This window comes from Halorientalis pallida (assembly GCF_004118325.1).
GTDB classification, from domain to species: domain Archaea; phylum Halobacteriota; class Halobacteria; order Halobacteriales; family Haloarculaceae; genus Halorientalis; species Halorientalis pallida.
The window spans coordinates 220,959-238,137 of sequence record NZ_RDFA01000001.1 but is presented as its reverse complement, the minus strand read 5'-3'; the positions used below and the strand labels follow the sequence as shown (position 1 = coordinate 238,137).

Genomic DNA, 17,179 nt, shown 5'->3' with positions numbered 1-17,179 from the left:
CCGTCAGCCGTCGCTCTGTGGTCCGCCGCCGACCCGTGCTTCCTGACTCTCGCTCCAGCCGCCGGCGTCGACGACCTCGAACAGGTTCCCCCAGTTCTCGGTCTCCTCGCTCTCGGGCAACTGGTCGCGCAGTTGCTGGAAGTCGGACTCCGGGATCACCTCGGCGACGAGGTCGACGACGACCCGGGCGTGGTACGCGGCGTCCGCCCTGTCCCGCCCTTCGATCTCGCTCACGCGGTCGAGGAACTCGGTCCAGTCGAACCGCTCGCCGTGGTCGTCGACTCCGCCCGTCGGGTACCACTTGATCTCGAGCGGGAGCGAGGCCGCGAAATCCTCGGCGGCGTCGGCCGGAACGCGCCGTCCCAGCGTCGACAGCGTCGCACGGATCGCACGGACCGCTTCGCCCGTCCCTGGGAGTTCGAGTCGGTGCTGTACCTGACCGGTGAACTCGTCGAAGTCCATGCCACGGCCGACGCCGACGCGGGTAATAAACGCAGGTCGTCGTTCTCGTCGGTACGGGACCGTTACTGGTCCGCCGACCGACGGCGCCCGAAGTACCCGGCGCCTTCCCGACGGTAACGCTGACGTACTGATCAGTCGAGTCGCCGCCAGCGGTCCGACGCCTCCAGCGCCGGCAGCGCGTTCGCGAAGTCCGTCTCCGCGGCCCCGTAGAACCGGCCGCGGCCGACGGGGGTCCGGACCCGCAGGACGACGGTCCCGTCGGTCACCGCGAAGACGGCGAGTCGCCACTGGCTCTCCGTGTCGGTCCAGCGGCTCCGGAGCGTCGCCGCCTCGTCGTCGACGGTTCTGGACCCGAGTTTCCAGCTCAACCGGTTCAACTGTGGGATGTCGAACGGGACGACGGTCGGTAACTCGACGCGGACGGAGTGATTCCGAGAGCCACGTGCAGCCATACCACAGGGCCCGCCCGTCGCCAGTAAAAACGTGACTATTTCGCGCCGTGCGTTCACGGATCCCGACCGCGTCCGCCCCGGTCGGTGTTTAAGCCCGCTCGGTGCGACAGGGTCGGTATGTCACGACCACGCGTCGTCGCGATCTGTGGGAGTCTTCGTGACGAGAGCCACACCCGCAAAGGCCTCGAACACGCCCTCGACGCGGCCGCCGAGACCGGCGGCGAGACGGAACTGCTCGACCTCCGGGAGTGGGACCTGCCGGTCTACGACGCCGACGCCGGCGACGCCGGTGACGCCGCGGCGTTCACCGCCCAGGTGCGCGGGGCCGACGCGATCTTGCTCGGGACGCCGGTCTATCACGGCTCCTACGCCACGCCGCTGAAGAACGCCCTCGATTACTGCGGGTTCGACGAGTTCGAGAACAAGACCGTGGGTCTGCTCGCTGTCGCCGGCGGGAGCTTTCCGATTACCGCGCTGGAACACCTGCGCTCGGTCTGTCGCGCCCTGAACGCCTGGGTCATCCCCCACCAGGCAGCGATCCCGAAGGCCAGTGACGCCTTCGAGGGGACTGCCGCCGACTGGCGGTTCGTCGACGAGGGCGCGGCCGACCGGGTGGCGGTGCTGGGCGAACGCGCCGTGGAGTACGCGACCATCGAACCCGACCCGCCGTGTATGGAGAGCACGGAGAACGTCGGCGCGGACGACTGAGCCCTCTTATTCGAGGTACTCGACGTTCTCGACCCGCGTACCGTAGACGCGCCACTCGCCCTGGTAGGTGCGCAGGGTGCCGACGGCGGTGAGTCGATTGTCGGTGAAGACGTCGCTGTTTGGCCCGGTTGCCCGCGTCACCTGTTCGTATTCGACGGTCGCCTCGTTCCCGGAGACGCTGATCGACTGAACGGTCAGCGAGTACTCGAGTTCGTACTGGTCCCAGATCTGTCGAGTCTGTTCGATCGTCCGGTCGTAGGACGGCGCATCCGGGTGCAGCGTCGCCCGAAGCAACTCCGGTCGGTGCTCTTCGGTGGCCCGCAGGTTCTGCCTGACGACGCGTTCGACCGCTCGCCGCTCGGCGCCGGTCGCGTTCCCCGACACCGTCTCCACGTCCGTGTCTGTCGCAGCGTCCGTCGCTGTCCTCTCTCCCTCTTCGTCGTCTTCGTCGTCTTCGGCTCCACCGGTACTCCCCTGACCGTCGTCTTCCGACAGCAGGCCCGTACAACCGCTCGTCAGCGTCGCCACGGCCCCACCACACCCTGCGATCACCGCTCGTCTACGCATATTTGCACTCTGAACTGCAAGGCGATATAACTGTTCGGACCGAGCTACACGTCGGCTGGAACCCGCAACCGTCAAGCCCGAACGCCCCGTAGCGGCGATCGTGACCCAGTGGGTCGAGAATCCGACAGGTGGGCGTGACCGCGGCCCGGTCGCGCTCGCGCGAGCGTGGGTCGAAGTACTGGTTCGCCCCCGCCGGTTCTTTCGGGCGGGCGTCGCCCCCGGCGACCAGGCGCCCGGGCTGATCTTCGCGGCCGTCGTCGTCCTGGTCGAGGAACTGACGCGACTGGCCCTGATCCCGGACGTCTATCCGGTGGTGGCCGGACAGCCCGTCGCCTCGCGCGTCCTGTTTCTCGCGCTCGCCGTCGTCCTGGTAATGCCGGCCGCCCTGCACCTGACGGCGGCGCTCCAGACGTTGATCCTGATGGCGACGGCGCCGGACCGCGGTGGCGTCAGCGAGACGGTACAGGTCCTCGCGTACTCGACGGCCCCCTGCGTGTTCGCCGGCCCGGCGATTCCGGGGCTGCGGGTGGCCTGTACCGCCCTCGGTGCCGTCCTGCTCGTCGTCGGGACGGCCGAGGTCCACGACCTGCCCTACTGGAAGGCGGTCCCCATCGTCGCGGTGCCGGCGGCCATCGTCTTCGGCTACGGCTTCCGCGGGTTCGGGGCCGCGAGTGCGGTGCTGACCGAAGTCGGTGTCCCCCTACCGTTTTAATCGTCGGCGGGCGAAGCCCCGGTATGCTCAGCCTGCAACTCGACGAGTTCATGATCGAACTCAAAGAGGGGTCGATCAAGAACGTGGGCCCGGCGAACAAGGAGGCGACTGCGAAGCTGTACGACGTCGACAGCGTGGACGTGCGCGAGTTCGGTGACAAGCGCGTGAAACTGGCCTTCGAGGACGACGAGGGCAACGAGGTAGAGGTCGCACTCTTTCCCGAGGCGGCTCGCGAGGTCGCCCGCGGGGTCGAGATGTTAGAAGACGAGAGCGACGTGTTCGAGTGAACGGGTCGGCCGGCGTCGTCGCGGTGTCGTCGGCGGTTCCGGACGGAGTGGGCGTGCCGTCGTGGGAGATGAAATCTCCGGCGCGATTCGACAACAGTTTTAGGCCGGGTCTGTTTGCTTCCGGTAATGGGAAGCTGTATCATTTGCGGAACGTCTGTCGAAGGTCACATCTGCGAGACACACCAGCAGGACGTGGTCTTCGAGTTCCGCGGTACGAACGCAGACCAGCTGACGCCGGGGCGGTTCTACCGAGGGACGGTCGACGGGTACGCCGAATTCGGCGTGTTCGTCGACATCGCCGACCGGGTGACCGGTCTCCTCCACCGGAGTGAACTCGACCAGCGACTCGAGAGCCTCGAGTGGGAGCCGGGAGACACCGTCTACGTCCAGGTAAAGAACGTCCGTGACAACGGAAACATCGATCTCGGGTGGTCGATCCGCCAGTCCGAACGCGAGTTCCGTGGCACGCTGATCGACGACCCCGACGAGGACTTCGCCCTGCTGAAAGAGAACGTCGAAGACGACGACGAGGACGACGACGATGGCCCCGTCCGCCACACCGTGGGCCAGGTCTCCGACGACACGGGGAGCGACGACACGCGGCAGACCGGTCAGACCGGTGCCCCCGCGACCGACGACGACACGGAGTCCGACGACGAGACTGAGACCGAGGCCGCCGACGCCGGTGGTTCGGGTGGCGCGGCCGTCGTCGAGACGGAACCGCAGGCAGACGGCGAGCAGTCCGCCGTCGAACTGACACAGGTCGCGGTCGAGACGCTCGACGACCGCGTCGGCGACGACGTGCGCATCGAGGGCGAGATCGCCGACATCCGACAGACCAGCGGCCCGACGGTCTTCGAGCTCCGCGACGAGACCGGCGTCGTCGACTGCGCCGCGTTCGAGGAAGCCGGCGTGCGCGCCTACCCCGAAGTCGAGGAGGGCGACCTCGTCAGACTCGACGGCGAAGTCCGCCGTCGCCGCGGCGAACTGCAGGTCGAGACCGAGGCGCTGGTCGTCCTCGAAGACGACGAACACGCCGCCGTCTCCGAGCGGATGGCCGACGCGCTGACCGAGCAGGCTCGCCCCGACGACGTGGAACCGCTGGCCGAGGATCCAGCGGTCGACGCCGTCATCGACGGCGTGCGCGAGGCCGCGACCGCGATCCGGCGTGCCGTCCTCGAAGACCGACCGGTCGTCGTCCGGCACAACGCCACCGTCGACGGCTACGTCGGCGGCGTCGCCATCGAGCGCGCGACGCTCCCGCTGGTCCGGGACCAGCACGGTGCGGCCGACGCCGAGTACCACTACTTCGACCGCCGCCCCCTCGAAGACGGCGTCTACGACATGCAGGACGCCACCCAGGACGTCACGGGGATGCTCGACAACCGCGAGCGCCACGACGAGAAGCTGCCCCTGTTCGTGTTCGTCGCCGCGGGCGCGACCCGCGAATCGATGGACGGCTTCGACCTGCTGTCGGTGTACGACGCAGATCGCGTGGTGCTGGACGCCGCCGAGGCCGACCCCGAGGTCGGCGACGCCGTCGACACGCTGGTCTCCCCGTCACTGACCGACACCGCGGACGCGACGACCGCGAGCGCCATCGCCGCGACCGTCGCCGCCCACGTCGACGACGACGTGCGCGCGGAGATCGGCCACCTGCCCGCCGTGAGCTTCTGGGAGGAGGCACCCGAGTCCTACGTCGAACTGGCCGTGGAGGCCGGCTACGACGGAGACGACACGCGCGAGATCCGCGAGGCTATCGCGCTGGAGGCGTACTACCAGTCCTACGAGGACAAGCGCGAACTGATCGCCGATCTCCTCTTCCCGGAAACGGACGACGAGCGCGGGCTGGCGAGCCACGTCAGCGAGCAGTTCCGGACGAAGATGGACGCGGAAATCGAGACCGCGGAGGCGAACCTCGAATACCGTGACGCGGACGGAATCGAGGTCGCCGTCCTCGACACGGACGCGTTCGCCCACCGCTACGAGTTCCCGCCGACGAACCTCCTGCTGGACGCACTCTTCCGCCAGCACCGCGACGACGTGGACCTGGTCGTCGGACTGGCCGCGGACGAACTCTACCTGCGCTCGACCTCGACGTTCGACGTGCGCGCGGTCGCCGCGACCGCCGCCGAGGCGGCGCCGAACGCCGGGCTCCACGCCAAGAGCACGCGTGACGGCTGTCTCGAATTCCTCTCGGGCGAGCGCGACGCCGTGCTCGACGCCGTGCTGGAAGCAGTCGCCGACGTGGCCTGATTAGGAACCGGTTACGCCACAACGTTCTTTTGGCTCGTTCCGATAGTCGTCGCCGATGAGCCGCGCCTCCGCCCTCGGTCCCCTCGCCACAGTGTTCGCCCACTTGCCCTGCTCCCGTGACGGCCTGACGCGTCTGTTAGGGTCGGTCGGCCTCACCACCGATCCGCCGCCGGTGCGGGAACCTGCGATGGCGGCGCACGCCCCGGCACGGACGGGCCATCTCCCGCCGTTCGAGACGATCACTCTCGCCGAGCAGCCGACTGCCAGCGACGACTGCGCACCCTCCCACGGCGTCACCGTCTGGAACGCCGGCCCGACGCGCACGGTGACGGTAGCCGTCGAGTCGGCTGGTCAGGGTGACCTGCTCGAAACCGAACGGACGCTCGACCCGAATCGGCCGCTCCGCATCGAACTCGGGCAGGCCGACGCGTACACGGTCGCGGTGGGTGACGGCGATCTGCTGTACGAGGTCAGCGTCGAACCCGAGTGGTTCGATCGCGACGCCGCCGTGACCGACGTGGTGGTCGACGACGATGGAGGGGTGCGGTACAGCACGCTCGCCGAGTGAGTGTCCTGTCACTCGGACAACTTTTAACCGCGGGAGCGGTGAACGGAGAGCCGTGCAGCGCCGCCGCGAGTTCCTGGGACTGCTGGTCGGTGGCTACCTGTTCGGGGACCGCTGGGGAACCCTCAGCGGCGGCGACGGAGCGAGCGCGCACCCGCCTGGCGCACCGATTCCCCAGGGGTCGTCCTCGACTGGACCGCCGGACTGGGAGCAAGTCGAGACGCTGACCGCGGGCGAGCCGAGCGCGGACCGGGATCCGTACTACACCGGTCAGCATCGGCTTTTTCTGTGGAACGACCGGTCTCGCTGTTCGTTCGGACTCCGGATTCTCGGCCGCGAACTCGGTCGTGTGCTGGACTGGCGTGGCGAACTGGCTGCCGGAGAGTACGTCACCGTCGAATTTGAGCAGGCCGACCAGTATCTGGTGATCCTCCACGTCGATACCGTGGACGGCGACTGGTACTGGCTGGGCATTCCCGTGGACAGGTTCGACTGCAATAGCTCCGGGACGACGGTCGCAGTACAGCCTGGCGGTCGCGTCGAGTGGAACGTGTCGTCGACGCTCGTGTTCTGTCCGCGCCCGTCTCAGTACCGGAGCCCGAAACCCGGTGATTTCGACCGTCGGTAACCCGAGCCGACACCCTTATTCTCGCGACGCGTCCACTACAGACCAAGCGGCAATGAGCACGGAGACGACCGACCCGACCGAGACGGAGGCGTTCGAGCAGGTCTGTGAGGAACTCGTGAACCGGATCCTCGCGGGCGAACTGGAACGCGACGAGGTCGAGAAGGCCAAGCTGGAAGTCTGTTCGGAGTTCTCCTCGCCGAAAGTCCCCAAGAACTCCGAGTTGCTCGACTACGTGCCCTTCGAGCGCCGGGAGGAGTTAGAGGAAGTCCTCCAGCGCAAGCCCGTCCGGACCGCGTCGGGCGTCTCCCCCGTCGCCATCATGACTTCGCCCGAGCGGTGCCCCCACGGGAAGTGTCTCTACTGTCCCGGCGGCCCCGACTCGGAGTTCTCCAGCGCCCAGAGCTACACGGGCCACGAGCCCGCGGCGGCCCGCGGGAAGCAGAACGACTACGATCCCTACGGACAGGTCACACTCCGACTCGAACAGCTCAGAGAGATCGGCCACCCCGTCGACAAGGTGGAGTTGATCCTGATGGGCGGGACGATGACCGCTCGGAGCCACGACTATCAGGAGTGGTTCGTCAAGCGGGCCATCGAGGCGATGAACGACTACGACGCCGACACCCGGCCCGAACCTGCCGAGGGCGAGAGCTTCGCCGAGGATCCCGAGGAGGTGGAGTTCAGCTACCTCGAAGACGTGATCGCCGAGAACGAGATCGGCGACGTGCGCAACGTCGCGACCACGTTCGAGACCAAGCCCGACTGGTGTGACCCCGAGCAGATCGACCGGATGCTCGACCTCGGGGGCACGAAGGTCGAGGTCGGCGTCCAGACCACCTTCGAGCGGATCAACCGCGAGATGCACCGCGGGCACGGTGTGCAGGACTCGATCGACGCCAACCGCCGCCTGCGCGACTCGGGATTCAAGGTCGGCTTTCACATGATGCCCGGCCAGCCCGGGATGTCCAAGGAGATGTGTCTGGAGGACTTCCGGCGCATCTTCCAGGACTCGGAGTGGCGGCCCGACTACCTCAAGATCTACCCCACGCTGATCGTCGAGGGGACGGCGACCTACGACATGTACCACCGCGGCGATTTCGATCCCCTCGGGAACGAGGAAGCGGCCGAACTGGTCGCGGAGATAAAGTCGATGATCCCCGAGTACACGCGCCTCCAGCGCGTCCAGCGGGACATCCCCGCGGACTTCATCGAGGGCGGCGTCTGGAAGTCCAACCTCCGGCAACTGGCCCGCCAGCGGATGGACGACCACGGCTGGACCTGCGACTGCATCCGCTGTCGCGAGGTCGGAATGAACGACGAGGAACCCGAGCAGGTGGAACTGCAGGAACTCTCCTACGAGGCCGGCGGCGGCACGGAACACTTCCTCTCCTTCGAGGACCCCGAGAAGGACCTCCTGATCGGCTTCTGCCGGGTGCGGTTCCCGAACGATCCCGTCCGGGCGGAGCTGGAAAACGCCGCGCTGGTGCGGGAGCTCCACGTCTACGGGAGTCAGGTCGGAGTCGGTCAGCAGAGTGAGGACGACCAGCACCAGCACCGCGGCTACGGCCGGCGGCTGCTGGAGCGGGCCGAACGGCTAGCAGTGGAGAACGGCTTCGAGAAGCTGTCGGTCCTCTCGGGGATCGGCGTCCGGCAGTACTACCGGGAGAAACTGGAGTACTACCAGGACGGGCCCTACGTGTCCAAGCGGTTGTGAGCTATCGCACCGAACGCGAGCGGAGCGAGCGGTCGGCTTTTTCGCCCACGTTTTTCGACGTTCACGAGAGCGGAGCTCTCGTGAGCAAACCAGAAATGTCCGATTTCTGGTGTGAGTGGTGCGCTCTGGGCACCCGAGGAGAAAAGGTGGGACTGGCCCCTACGTGTCCAAGCGGCTCAGAACTGCCGAGCGTGCGAGACGGTCAGAGGGCGGATTCGCCGTCACTCCCCAGCGAGACGTATCGGCTCCCGCGCAGGACGTCGACGCCGATGAACACGAGGACGAGGCCGCCGACGATGCCGGCGACGAAGAACGTGTAGTCCATCGAGGAGGCCGTCCCCTCTAGAACCGGGTTCAGGAGTGTCAGGGGGAACCCGAGGCCGAGGGCGACGTCGGCGCCGCCGACGAACTGGTGCCAGGAGATGGTCCGGTCGCCGACCTCCACTTCGTCACGCTGGGCCGCGACGACGAACAGCAGGCCCCCGATGCCGAGTAGCAGGGTCCCGACGGCGTTGTACGGGTCCGCAGTGACGCCGAGCAGGAGCGTCGGGAACGAGGTGACCGCCAGGATGACGCCGGCGAACAGGTAGATTCTGCGTCGCATGCCCGTCTTTCCCCGCCCCAAGGCAAAGAAGCTCCCGACACCGGACGCACGGGCGGGTCGTGGCGGCGACCGAAGGCAGGGGGAACTTTGACCCTCGCACCCGAATGGCGACTATGGCTGACGATATCGCAATCGTCGGAGCCGGCGCGGCGGGTGCGGGTGCCGCCCACGCGCTGGCCGATGCCGACGCGACGGTCACCGTCTTCGAGAAGAGCCGGGGAGTCTGTGGCCGCGCGGCGACGCGCCGCCACGACGACTGCCGGTACGATCACGGGGCGAACTACGTCAAGTCCGACGACGACCGGGTCTCCGAACTCCTGACGGAGGAACTCGACACCCACGGCCTGGTCGACATCGAGGAACCGGTCTGGGTGTTCGACGCCGAGGGGGAGATTTCGGAGGGCCGGGACGCCGACGCCCACAAGTGGACCTACGAGTCGGGCATCGCCCAGCTGGCAAAACGGCTCTTCGACGGGACCGACGCGACGGTCGAGAACGGCGTCCGCGTGTCCGAGCCCGTCCGCGAGAACGAGGGCTGGCGGCTCTACGACACCGACCACGAGGATCTGGGGCACTTCGACGTGGTCTTGCTCACGCCGCCGGCCCCGCAGACGGCCGACCTCCTCGGCTGTGCAAACTGGGAGCACGAACTCTGCCGGCAGTTACGCGAAGCGGTCGCCGTGGTGCCCTACCGGACTATCGTCACGGCCGTCCTGCACTATCCCTTCGAACTGGAGCGGCCATACTACGCGCTGGTCAACACGGACGACGCCCACGACGTGGGGTGGCTCTCGCGCGAGGAGTGCAAAGACGGACACGTTCCCGACGGCGAGAGCCTGTTGATCGTCCAGATGGGTCCCGACTGGTCGGTCGACCACTACGACGACGACGACGAGCAGACGACGACCACCGCCGCCGAGCGGGTGGCCGATCTGCTGGACGACGAGCGACTGGCCGAGCCCGACTGGACGGACACCCAGCACTGGCGGTACGCGCTGGCCGACGACGGTGTCGACGACGACGTGATCGACAGGGCGGCCGACCACGGCCTCTACCTCGCGGGCGACTGGGTGGCCGGCGAGGCCCGCGTCCACGCCGCGCTCCGGAACGGGCTAGAAACCGGCGAACGCATCGCCGACCGCTGACCCTCGGGACGCGAACATCTCCGAAAACGTACCAGATTTCTGGTTTTTGTGGCGGGTATTTAAGTCGGTGCCAAAAAATCGTGTACGTCAATGCCACGCGGGAGACGGTACGACGTACCACGGATCGCGCACAGAGCCGAACTGATCGCTTCGACTGACGCCGGCGGCCAGGCGACGCGGCGGGGGCGTTCGCCGTGATCGTGGGGATTCCGACCGAGACGGCCGACGGCGAGGAACGTGTCGCGCTGACGCCACCCGTCGCCGAGGACCTCGTCGAGGACGGGCACGAGGTCTGTGTCGCCGCCGGTGCCGGCGAGGGGGCGACCTTCTCGGACGCCGACTACGAGGCGGTCGGCTGTGAGATTCTCGACGACCGCGAGGCGGTGTTCGAGCGGGCCGAGGTTCTCTTCCAGGTTCGCGGGCTCGGTGCGACCGACACCGAGACCGACCCGTACCGCGAGGGACAGGTCGTCGTCGGCTTGCTCGGACCGTACGAGGTGACCGACGACACGCTCGACGAACTGGCCGACCGGGGCGTCAGTGCGTTCTCACTGGAGTTGATGCCGCGTATCAGCCGCGCCCAGAGCATGGACGCGCTGTCCTCGCAGGCCAGTCTCGGTGGCTACCAGGCCACGCTGCTGGCGGCCGAGGCGTTGCCGAAGATGTTCCCGATGGAGATGACCGCGGCAGGGACGATCCAGCCCGCGGAGGTGTTCGTCATCGGCGCAGGGGTGGCCGGACTGAAAGCCATCGCGACCGCCGAGCGTCTGGGGGCCAGTACGCGCGGCCACGACGTTCGCCTCGAAGTCAAACGCGAGGTCGAGAGTCTGGGCGCGGACTTCGTGGAACTCGAACTTCCCACGGAGGAGTCGGGCGACGAGGAGGGCTACGCCGTCGAGATGGGCGAGGAGTTCTACGCCGAACAGCGCAGACAGATGGAGCGGGTCGTCCCCGAGTCCGACGTGTTGATCACGACGGCGGCGATTCCGGGTCGCCCGGCACCGGAGATCGTCACGACCGAGATGATCGAAGACATGGACCCCGGGTCGGTCGTCGTCGACCTCGCGGCCGAGACGGGCGGCAACTGCGAACCCACCGAGGCCGGCGAGACCGTCGAGGTCGACGGTGTCCGGGTCCACGGCCCGACCGACCTACCCTCGCGGGTCAGCCACACGGCGAGCCAGCAGTACGCGAACAACTGCAAGCACTTCCTCGACAACCTCCTCGACGACGAGGGTGACCTCGACGTCGACTTCGAGGACGAAATCGTCGACTCCACGCTGCTGGTCCACGACGGCACGGTGCGCAACCCACACCGCGACGACGACGGCGGCGATGCTGACGAGGAGGGGAACGAGGACGGTGACGATGCGGCGGACGAATCGGGCGCTGACGACACCGCGGACGACGAGCCAGCCGAAGCGTCCGCCGACGGTGACGGAGGTGACGGCGATGGCGACTGAGCTGTCGGCGTTCGTCACGAACCTGACGCTGTTCGTGCTGGCGGCGTTCGTCGGCTACGAGATCATCACCAAGATCCCGACGAACCTGCACACGCCGCTGATGTCCGGGGCCAACGCGATTTCGGGCATCACGCTGCTGGGGTCGGTCGTCGTCGCCGGGGCGGGATCGACCACGCTCGCGACCGTGCTGGGCTTTCTCGCGGTCGTCATGGCGACGATCAACGTCGTCGGCGGGTATCTGGTGAGCCACTTCATGCTCGACCAGTTCCGCGGAGGTGGTAACTGATGCCGGGGATCCTCGCACAGTATCTGCCCGACGCGGCCCTGCAACTGGCCTACCTGATCGCCGGCATCCTGTTCATCCAGGGGCTCCGGGACATGACCCACCCACGGACCGCGACCCGGGGGAACCAGATCTCCGCCGCAGGGATGTTCCTCGCCGTCGTCGTGACGGCGCTGTGGTTCGATATCCTCTCGCCGCTCGTACTGGCCGCCGCCCTCTTGATCGGCGGCGGTATCGGTGCGTGGCTGGCCGTCACCGTCGAGACGACGGAGATGCCCCAGCTCGTCGGCCTGTTCAACGGGTTCGGCGGCGGCGCGTCCGCACTCGTCGCCGGCGCGGAACTGATCGACACGTTCAACGGCGCGAGTGTGGCCACCCTGCCGGTCAGCCTGACGGCCACGGCGGCCATCGCCGGCATCATCGGCTCGGTCACCTTCTGGGGGAGTCTCGTCGCCGCGGGCAAACTCCACGGACTCGTCGGCGACTCGCCAGTGAGTACGAACGTCGGCCACGCGATCAAGGTCCTGTTCCTCGGGGCCGCCGTCGTGGCCGGACTGATCCTCGTGATCCAGCCCGAGACGCTGGGCGACTCGCCCATAGCGTCGTGGATCCCCTCGTACTGGGTGCTGGTCGCGGCCGCGTCGATCCTCGGGATCTTCCTCGTGGTGCCCATCGGCGGTGCGGACATGCCCGTCGTCATCGCCCTGCTGAACTCCTACTCCGGCCTGGCGGCCGCGACGACGGGGTTCGTGCTGGGCAACACCGCGCTGATCATCGCCGGGACGCTGGTCGGCGCGTCGGGCCTGATCCTGACGGTCATCATGTGTGAGTCGATGAACCGCTCGCTGACGAACGTCCTCTTCGGCGGGCTCGGCGGCGACGACGGCGAGAGCGAGGACATGGAGGACATCTACGAGGGCAGTATCCAGGAGACGTCGCCCGAGGAAGTCGTCATGCTCCTCGAAACCGCGGATCGGGTCGTCGTCGTCCCCGGGTACGGGATGGCGGTCGCCCAGGCCCAGCACGCCGTCGCGGAACTCGTCGAACTACTCGACGAACACGGTGTCGACGTGGAGTTCGGCATCCACCCCGTCGCCGGCCGGATGCCCGGCCACATGAACGCACTCCTCGCGGAGGCCGACGTGCCCTACGACAAGATGCGCGAACTGGAGGAAGTGAACCCGACCTTCTCCCAGACGGACGTGGCCATCGTCTGCGGGGCCAACGACGTGGTGAATCCCCGGGCCAACGAGGACGACGGCAGTCCTATCTCCGGGATGCCCGTTCTGAACGTCGCGGAGGCAAACACCGTCATCGTCAACAAGCGGAGCCTGAGCCCCGGGTTCTCGGGCATCCCGAACCCGCTGTTCGCCAGGGACAACACGAGCATGCTCTTCGGCGACGCCAAGGAGTCGATGCAGGACCTGGTCAACGACTACAAGGAGGCCACGAACTGAGCGCTGGGCGTGCCGGCACGGACGCCGTGTCAGTCGTTCCCAGTTTCTGAAGATTGGGGTGCCCTTTCTTGTGCACAGACAGCGTATTCTCCAGTATGGTTCAAGATGCACTCCTGGTAGCGCTGGTCGGCATGGCAGTGTTCTTCCTCCTGATTCCGGCGTCCATCTGGCTGTTGAAGAGCGCCCTCCGCGTCGAGGAGCCGGCAGAGCCAGTCGAGGAGGAAATCGAGACGAACGAGCAGTCCGGGCGGTCCGAACCGCCGCGACAGGGGTCGAGCGCCTGAACGCGGCGGTCACCGCCGCTGGATCGTCTTCGAGGCCGAACGACACCCTCTTTGCACGCCCGGCGGACCGGGGGATATGGACCGCAAGCGGGAGCTGACGAGCGTCGACCTCGCGGCGCTCTGTGGCGAGTTCGGGGACTACGAGGGCGCGAAAGTCGACAAGGTCTATCTCTACGACGACGGCCTCGTCCGATTCCGGATGCGCGATTTCGACCGGGGCCGCGTGGAGTTGCTGGTCGACATCGGCGAGACCAAACACCTCCGGGTGGCCGACGCCGAGAACGTCCCCGACGCGCCCGGTCGCCCCCCGAACTTCGCGATGATGCTCCGGAACCGCCTCTCGGGGGCCGACCTCGTGGGCGTCGAGCAGTACGGCTTCGACCGCATCGTCACGCTAGAGTTCGAGCGCGGCGACGAGAATACCACTGTCGTGGCGGAACTGTTCGGCGACGGGAACGTCGCCGTCCTCGACGAGACCGGCGCGGTCGTCGACTGTCTCGACACCGTGCGCCTGAAGTCCCGCACCGTCGCGCCCGGCTCTCCGTACGAATTCCCCTCCTCGAGATTCAACCCGCTGGAGGCCGAGTACGAGGCCTTCGCCGCGAAGATGGACGATTCGGACACCGACGTGGTGCGGACGCTGGCGACCCAGCTCGACTTCGGCGGGTTCTGGGGCGAGGAACTCTGTACCCGCGCCGGCGTCGAGAAGACAATGGACATCGCCGAGGCCGGCGCCGAGGAGTACGAGGCCCTCTTCTCGGTGATCGAGGACCTTCGGGACCGCCTCGACGCGGCCGACCTCGACCCACGGGTATACTACGAGGGAAGCGAGGAGGGCGGCGACGGTGAGGGGGCCGACGAGGACGGTCAGGAGACCGACCGCGGTCTCCGCGTCGACGCCACGCCGATTCCCATGCAGGAGCACGACGAACTCCCGAGCGACACCTTCGAGACGTTCACCGCCGCGCTAGACGACTACTTCACCAACTGGGAGGCCGAACCGGAGACCGGGCCCGAGGACGGCGGCGGGCGGAACCGTCCGGACTTCGAGAGCGAGATCGAGAAGCAAAAACGGATCATCGAGCAACAGCAGGGGGCCATCGAGGACTTCGAGGCTGACGCGGAGGCCGAACGGGAGAGAGCCGAACTCCTGTACGCCGAGTACGATCTGGTCGACGACATCCTCTCGACGGTCCAGCAGGCCCGCGAGAACGACGTGGCCTGGGACGCCATCGAGGCCAAATTCGAGGAAGGTGCCGAACGCGGGATCGAAGCCGCCGAAGCCGTCGTCGGTGTCGACGGCAGCGAGGGCACCGTCACGATCGAACTCGACGACCACCGGATCGACGTGGACGCGAGCACCGGCGTCGAGAAGAACGCCGATCAGCGCTACACCGAGGCCAAACGCATCGAGGAGAAAAAGGAGGGCGCACAGGCGGCCATCGAGAACACGCGCGAGGACCTGGAGGAGGTCAAACGGCGCCGCGACGAGTGGGACGCCAGCGACGGTGACGAGGCCGGGAGTGGCGACGGGGCCGACGGTGCGGACGAAGAGACCGCGGACGTGGACTGGCTCTCGCGGGCGTCGATCCCCGTCCGGTCCTCCGAGCAGTGGTACGAGGAGTATCGCTGGTTCCACACCAGCGACGACTTCCTCGTCATCGGCGGGCGCAACGCCGACCAGAACGAGGAACTCGTCAAGAAGTACATGGACAACGGGGACAAGTTCTTCCACGCACAGGCCCACGGCGGTCCGGTGACGATCTTGAAGGCCACGGGGCCGAGCGAACCGGCAAAGGACGTGGACTTCCCCGACTCGACACTGGACGAGGCCGCGCAGTTCGCGCTCTCGTACTCCTCGGTCTGGAAGGAGGGGAAGTACGCCGACGACGTGTACATGGTCGACCCCGATCAGGTGTCGAAGACGCCCGAGAGCGGTGAGTACCTCGAAAAGGGCGGGTTCGCCGTTCGCGGCGACCGCACCTACTTCGAGGACGTGGCCGCCAGCGTCGCCGTCGGCATCAAATGCGAACCGGACACCCGTGTGATCGGCGGGCCACCCGCCGCGATAGCACCGAAGGTCGAGACCAGCATCGAACTCGAACCTGGGCGCTACGCACAAAACGACATGGCGAAGATGTGTTACCGGGAGTTCAAAGCCCGGTTCACCGACGAGTCGTTCGTGCGAAACGTCGCCAGCCCGGACCTCATCCAGGAGTTCCTGCCACCCGGTGGGTCGCGGATGACCGAGGACTGAGCGAGTCGGTCCCGTCAGTGTTTGTGCGTAAAGAGGAGCGGATTGCCGTCGTGCATCGCGGTGCAGATGTCCATCGCGAAGTCCAGTTCCAGCGAGTTGTACTCGTCTCTACAGACGATCAGGTTGTCGAACGGCGATTCACAGGCCGGACAGGCGAGTCCGACCGTGTTCTGGTAGATGCTGACCGAGTCGCTCTCCTGCCGGGGTGTCAGCGAGGAGACGAGTTCGTCGTATCCGTCCATACAGAAAGCGGGTCACGCTGCGAGTATAAATCACACGCCCGGGCGTCGCGTGCCTCCGGCACGAACCGTTGCTCGTGCCCTCGCGCGGGTCGGCGACGAAAACGACCCATAGAGACAACTACTAGGACGATTATTGACGAAGGTATGCAACGACGGCTACAGGGGTCGGCTATCGCCGCCGTCGGCCTCTTGCTGGCCGCCGTCCAGGTCGCTCACGCGACGGCCCGTACGGTGACGACCGTCGGGTTCCTCGTCGATCTCGTCCCGTTCTTGGCGATGGCGGCCGCGATTACCTTCGCCGGCATCTGGGTCGCTCGCAGCCCGGACTACGTCGAGTACGGCACCGTCGTCGGCGCGTGGACCGTCGGCGGCGCCGTGGCGTTCGCCGCCATCACCGCTTTGATCCTCTTCTCGCTGAACGTCGCCATTGAGACGTTCGACGTGTTCGGTGCGGCCCCCTACGTCGCCGTGGACAACGTCACTGCTGGGATGCTCGCGGGCGTCCTCGTCGGTATCTACGACGTTCGCAGTCGGATCGACCGTGAAGAGCTGAAACGCCAGCGCGACCGGATCGAGACGTTCGCCAACCGCGCCGCCGACACGAACCACTACGGGCGAGCCCTGAACGAGTGTGCCACGATGGACGAGGTGAGTTCACTCTGTGTCGAGGCCGCCACGACGCTCGTCCAGTTCCACGACGTGGCCTTCGTCGAGCGCCGGGGCGGCTTCGCCACGCTCGTCGAGAGCACTATCGCCGGCGTCGATCAGGAGACGATCGCGGAACTGGCTGGCCTGGCCGCGGGCGCGGAGCCCGCCACCGTCGACACTCACGAGGACGAGTTGCCGTCGGGCCTCCCCGATGACGTAGAGCGGGTCGTGACCATCCTCGTCACCGAGACCGACAACGCCACCACGGCGCTGGTCGCGCTGGACCGTGGCGACACCGCCGTCACCGAGGAGACGCGCTCCCTGCTCGAGATGCTCGTCGCACACGCCGGCACGGCGCTGGAGACCATCTACGAGACGTCGATCCCCACCCGCGACGAGCGCGATTCCGTCACCATCGAGATCGACGACAGGGAGTGAACGGCGC

General features: G+C 67.2%; 19 protein-coding genes. 14 read left to right on the top strand and 5 right to left on the bottom strand.

Going from position 1 to position 17,179, the window contains the following annotated elements:
- Nucleotides 1-3 precede the first annotated feature (3 nt).
- Together EAF64_RS01345 and EAF64_RS01340 are read right to left on the bottom strand one after the other, a co-directional pair.
- On the bottom strand, nt 4-462 hold the full coding sequence (locus EAF64_RS01345) for a DUF2267 domain-containing protein (protein ID WP_129067182.1): 459 nt from the start codon (nt 460-462) through the stop codon (nt 4-6).
- A 131-nt stretch (nt 463-593) separates the two neighbouring features.
- A complete protein-coding gene (locus tag EAF64_RS01340) occupies nt 594-914 on the bottom strand; it encodes a hypothetical protein (RefSeq protein ID WP_129067181.1) in 321 nt (106 codons plus the stop codon).
- A gap of 117 nt (nt 915-1,031) precedes the next feature.
- Here EAF64_RS01340 and EAF64_RS01335 point away from each other — a divergent pair, with 117 nt between their 5' ends.
- The gene (locus EAF64_RS01335; RefSeq protein ID WP_129067180.1) at nt 1,032-1,622 is read left to right on the top strand and encodes an NADPH-dependent FMN reductase; all 591 of its coding nucleotides are present in this window, start codon (nt 1,032-1,034) and stop codon (nt 1,620-1,622) included.
- A 6-nt stretch (nt 1,623-1,628) separates the two neighbouring features.
- Here the strand turns inward: EAF64_RS01335 and EAF64_RS01330 are convergent, their stop codons facing one another.
- The gene (locus EAF64_RS01330; RefSeq protein WP_129067179.1) at nt 1,629-2,189 is read right to left on the bottom strand and encodes a hypothetical protein; all 561 of its coding nucleotides are present in this window, start codon (nt 2,187-2,189) and stop codon (nt 1,629-1,631) included.
- Nucleotides 2,190-2,289: 100 nt separating this feature from the next.
- Here EAF64_RS01330 and EAF64_RS01325 point away from each other — a divergent pair, with 100 nt between their 5' ends.
- The 6 genes from EAF64_RS01325 (at nt 2,290) to EAF64_RS01300 (ending at nt 8,351) form a co-directional block, all read left to right on the top strand.
- The gene (locus tag EAF64_RS01325; protein WP_129067178.1) at nt 2,290-2,901 is read left to right on the top strand and encodes a YIP1 family protein; all 612 of its coding nucleotides are present in this window, start codon (nt 2,290-2,292) and stop codon (nt 2,899-2,901) included.
- 23 nt (nt 2,902-2,924) lie between these two features.
- Nucleotides 2,925-3,188, top strand: a complete 264-nt coding sequence (locus EAF64_RS01320; RefSeq protein ID WP_129067177.1) for a hypothetical protein — start codon at nt 2,925-2,927, stop codon at nt 3,186-3,188.
- 126 nt (nt 3,189-3,314) lie between these two features.
- The gene (locus tag EAF64_RS01315; RefSeq protein WP_129067176.1) at nt 3,315-5,444 is read left to right on the top strand and encodes a DHH family phosphoesterase; all 2,130 of its coding nucleotides are present in this window, start codon (nt 3,315-3,317) and stop codon (nt 5,442-5,444) included.
- Between the two features lie 55 nt (nt 5,445-5,499).
- Entirely contained in the window at nt 5,500-6,012 is a 513-nt protein-coding gene (locus tag EAF64_RS01310; protein WP_129067175.1) for a hypothetical protein, read from the top strand.
- Nucleotides 6,013-6,064: 52 nt separating this feature from the next.
- A complete protein-coding gene (locus EAF64_RS01305) occupies nt 6,065-6,637 on the top strand; it encodes a hypothetical protein (RefSeq protein WP_129067174.1) in 573 nt (190 codons plus the stop codon).
- Between the two features lie 52 nt (nt 6,638-6,689).
- On the top strand, nt 6,690-8,351 hold the full coding sequence (locus EAF64_RS01300; RefSeq protein WP_129067173.1) for a tRNA uridine(34) 5-carboxymethylaminomethyl modification radical SAM/GNAT enzyme Elp3: 1,662 nt from the start codon (nt 6,690-6,692) through the stop codon (nt 8,349-8,351).
- Nucleotides 8,352-8,553: 202 nt separating this feature from the next.
- Here EAF64_RS01300 and EAF64_RS01295 read toward each other — a convergent pair whose 3' ends face one another.
- Nucleotides 8,554-8,955, bottom strand: a complete 402-nt coding sequence (locus tag EAF64_RS01295; protein WP_129067172.1) for a hypothetical protein — start codon at nt 8,953-8,955, stop codon at nt 8,554-8,556.
- Nucleotides 8,956-9,068: 113 nt separating this feature from the next.
- Between EAF64_RS01295 and EAF64_RS01290 the strand changes: the two genes are divergently transcribed.
- The 6 genes from EAF64_RS01290 to rqcH all read left to right on the top strand — a co-directional run bounded on the left by EAF64_RS01290 (nt 9,069) and on the right by rqcH (nt 15,844).
- The gene (locus tag EAF64_RS01290; RefSeq protein ID WP_129067171.1) at nt 9,069-10,100 is read left to right on the top strand and encodes an NAD(P)/FAD-dependent oxidoreductase; all 1,032 of its coding nucleotides are present in this window, start codon (nt 9,069-9,071) and stop codon (nt 10,098-10,100) included.
- 194 nt (nt 10,101-10,294) lie between these two features.
- On the top strand, nt 10,295-11,563 hold the full coding sequence (locus tag EAF64_RS01285; RefSeq protein ID WP_129067170.1) for a Re/Si-specific NAD(P)(+) transhydrogenase subunit alpha: 1,269 nt from the start codon (nt 10,295-10,297) through the stop codon (nt 11,561-11,563).
- Nucleotides 11,553-11,849 carry an NAD(P) transhydrogenase subunit alpha gene (locus EAF64_RS01280; protein WP_129067169.1) on the top strand — a complete coding sequence of 99 codons (297 nt, stop codon included), beginning with the start codon at nt 11,553-11,555 and terminating at the stop codon, nt 11,847-11,849. Before EAF64_RS01285 ends, EAF64_RS01280 begins: the two co-directional genes overlap by 11 nt.
- Nucleotides 11,849-13,303: an NAD(P)(+) transhydrogenase (Re/Si-specific) subunit beta gene (locus tag EAF64_RS01275; protein WP_129067168.1), complete on the top strand. Its 1,455-nt coding sequence runs from the start codon at nt 11,849-11,851 to the stop codon at nt 13,301-13,303. The genes EAF64_RS01280 and EAF64_RS01275 overlap by 1 nt, the downstream gene beginning before the upstream one ends.
- A gap of 95 nt (nt 13,304-13,398) precedes the next feature.
- The gene (locus EAF64_RS01270; RefSeq protein ID WP_129067167.1) at nt 13,399-13,587 is read left to right on the top strand and encodes a hypothetical protein; all 189 of its coding nucleotides are present in this window, start codon (nt 13,399-13,401) and stop codon (nt 13,585-13,587) included.
- 76 nt (nt 13,588-13,663) lie between these two features.
- Nucleotides 13,664-15,844, top strand: coding sequence for a ribosome rescue protein RqcH (rqcH, locus tag EAF64_RS01265; protein WP_129067166.1), 2,181 nt, complete (start codon nt 13,664-13,666; stop codon nt 15,842-15,844).
- A gap of 14 nt (nt 15,845-15,858) precedes the next feature.
- Here the strand turns inward: rqcH and EAF64_RS01260 are convergent, their stop codons facing one another.
- Nucleotides 15,859-16,086 (bottom strand): DUF7385 family protein, encoded by a 228-nt coding sequence (locus EAF64_RS01260; protein ID WP_129067165.1) that lies wholly within the window; start codon nt 16,084-16,086, stop codon nt 15,859-15,861.
- Between the two features lie 144 nt (nt 16,087-16,230).
- Here EAF64_RS01260 and EAF64_RS01255 point away from each other — a divergent pair, with 144 nt between their 5' ends.
- Nucleotides 16,231-17,172: a hypothetical protein gene (locus EAF64_RS01255; RefSeq protein WP_129067164.1), complete on the top strand. Its 942-nt coding sequence runs from the start codon at nt 16,231-16,233 to the stop codon at nt 17,170-17,172.
- Nucleotides 17,173-17,179 lie beyond the last annotated feature (7 nt).

Bases quoted from the DNA above. Each gene is read 5' to 3' on its own strand.
- EAF64_RS01345 (WP_129067182.1), bottom strand. From the start codon at position 462: ATGGACTTCGACGAGTTCACCGGTCAGGTACAGCACCGACTCGAACTC.
- EAF64_RS01340 (WP_129067181.1), bottom strand. From the start codon at position 914: ATGGCTGCACGTGGCTCTCGGAATCACTCCGTCCGCGTCGAGTTACCG.
- EAF64_RS01335 (WP_129067180.1), top strand. From the start codon at position 1,032: ATGTCACGACCACGCGTCGTCGCGATCTGTGGGAGTCTTCGTGACGAG.
- EAF64_RS01330 (WP_129067179.1), bottom strand. From the start codon at position 2,189: ATGCGTAGACGAGCGGTGATCGCAGGGTGTGGTGGGGCCGTGGCGACG.
- EAF64_RS01320 (WP_129067177.1), top strand. From the start codon at position 2,925: ATGCTCAGCCTGCAACTCGACGAGTTCATGATCGAACTCAAAGAGGGG.
- EAF64_RS01315 (WP_129067176.1), top strand. From the start codon at position 3,315: ATGGGAAGCTGTATCATTTGCGGAACGTCTGTCGAAGGTCACATCTGC.
- EAF64_RS01310 (WP_129067175.1), top strand. From the start codon at position 5,500: ATGAGCCGCGCCTCCGCCCTCGGTCCCCTCGCCACAGTGTTCGCCCAC.
- EAF64_RS01300 (WP_129067173.1), top strand. From the start codon at position 6,690: ATGAGCACGGAGACGACCGACCCGACCGAGACGGAGGCGTTCGAGCAG.
- EAF64_RS01295 (WP_129067172.1), bottom strand. From the start codon at position 8,955: ATGCGACGCAGAATCTACCTGTTCGCCGGCGTCATCCTGGCGGTCACC.
- EAF64_RS01290 (WP_129067171.1), top strand. From the start codon at position 9,069: ATGGCTGACGATATCGCAATCGTCGGAGCCGGCGCGGCGGGTGCGGGT.
- EAF64_RS01280 (WP_129067169.1), top strand. From the start codon at position 11,553: ATGGCGACTGAGCTGTCGGCGTTCGTCACGAACCTGACGCTGTTCGTG.
- EAF64_RS01275 (WP_129067168.1), top strand. From the start codon at position 11,849: ATGCCGGGGATCCTCGCACAGTATCTGCCCGACGCGGCCCTGCAACTG.
- EAF64_RS01270 (WP_129067167.1), top strand. From the start codon at position 13,399: ATGGTTCAAGATGCACTCCTGGTAGCGCTGGTCGGCATGGCAGTGTTC.
- rqcH (WP_129067166.1), top strand. From the start codon at position 13,664: ATGGACCGCAAGCGGGAGCTGACGAGCGTCGACCTCGCGGCGCTCTGT.
- EAF64_RS01260 (WP_129067165.1), bottom strand. From the start codon at position 16,086: ATGGACGGATACGACGAACTCGTCTCCTCGCTGACACCCCGGCAGGAG.
- EAF64_RS01255 (WP_129067164.1), top strand. From the start codon at position 16,231: ATGCAACGACGGCTACAGGGGTCGGCTATCGCCGCCGTCGGCCTCTTG.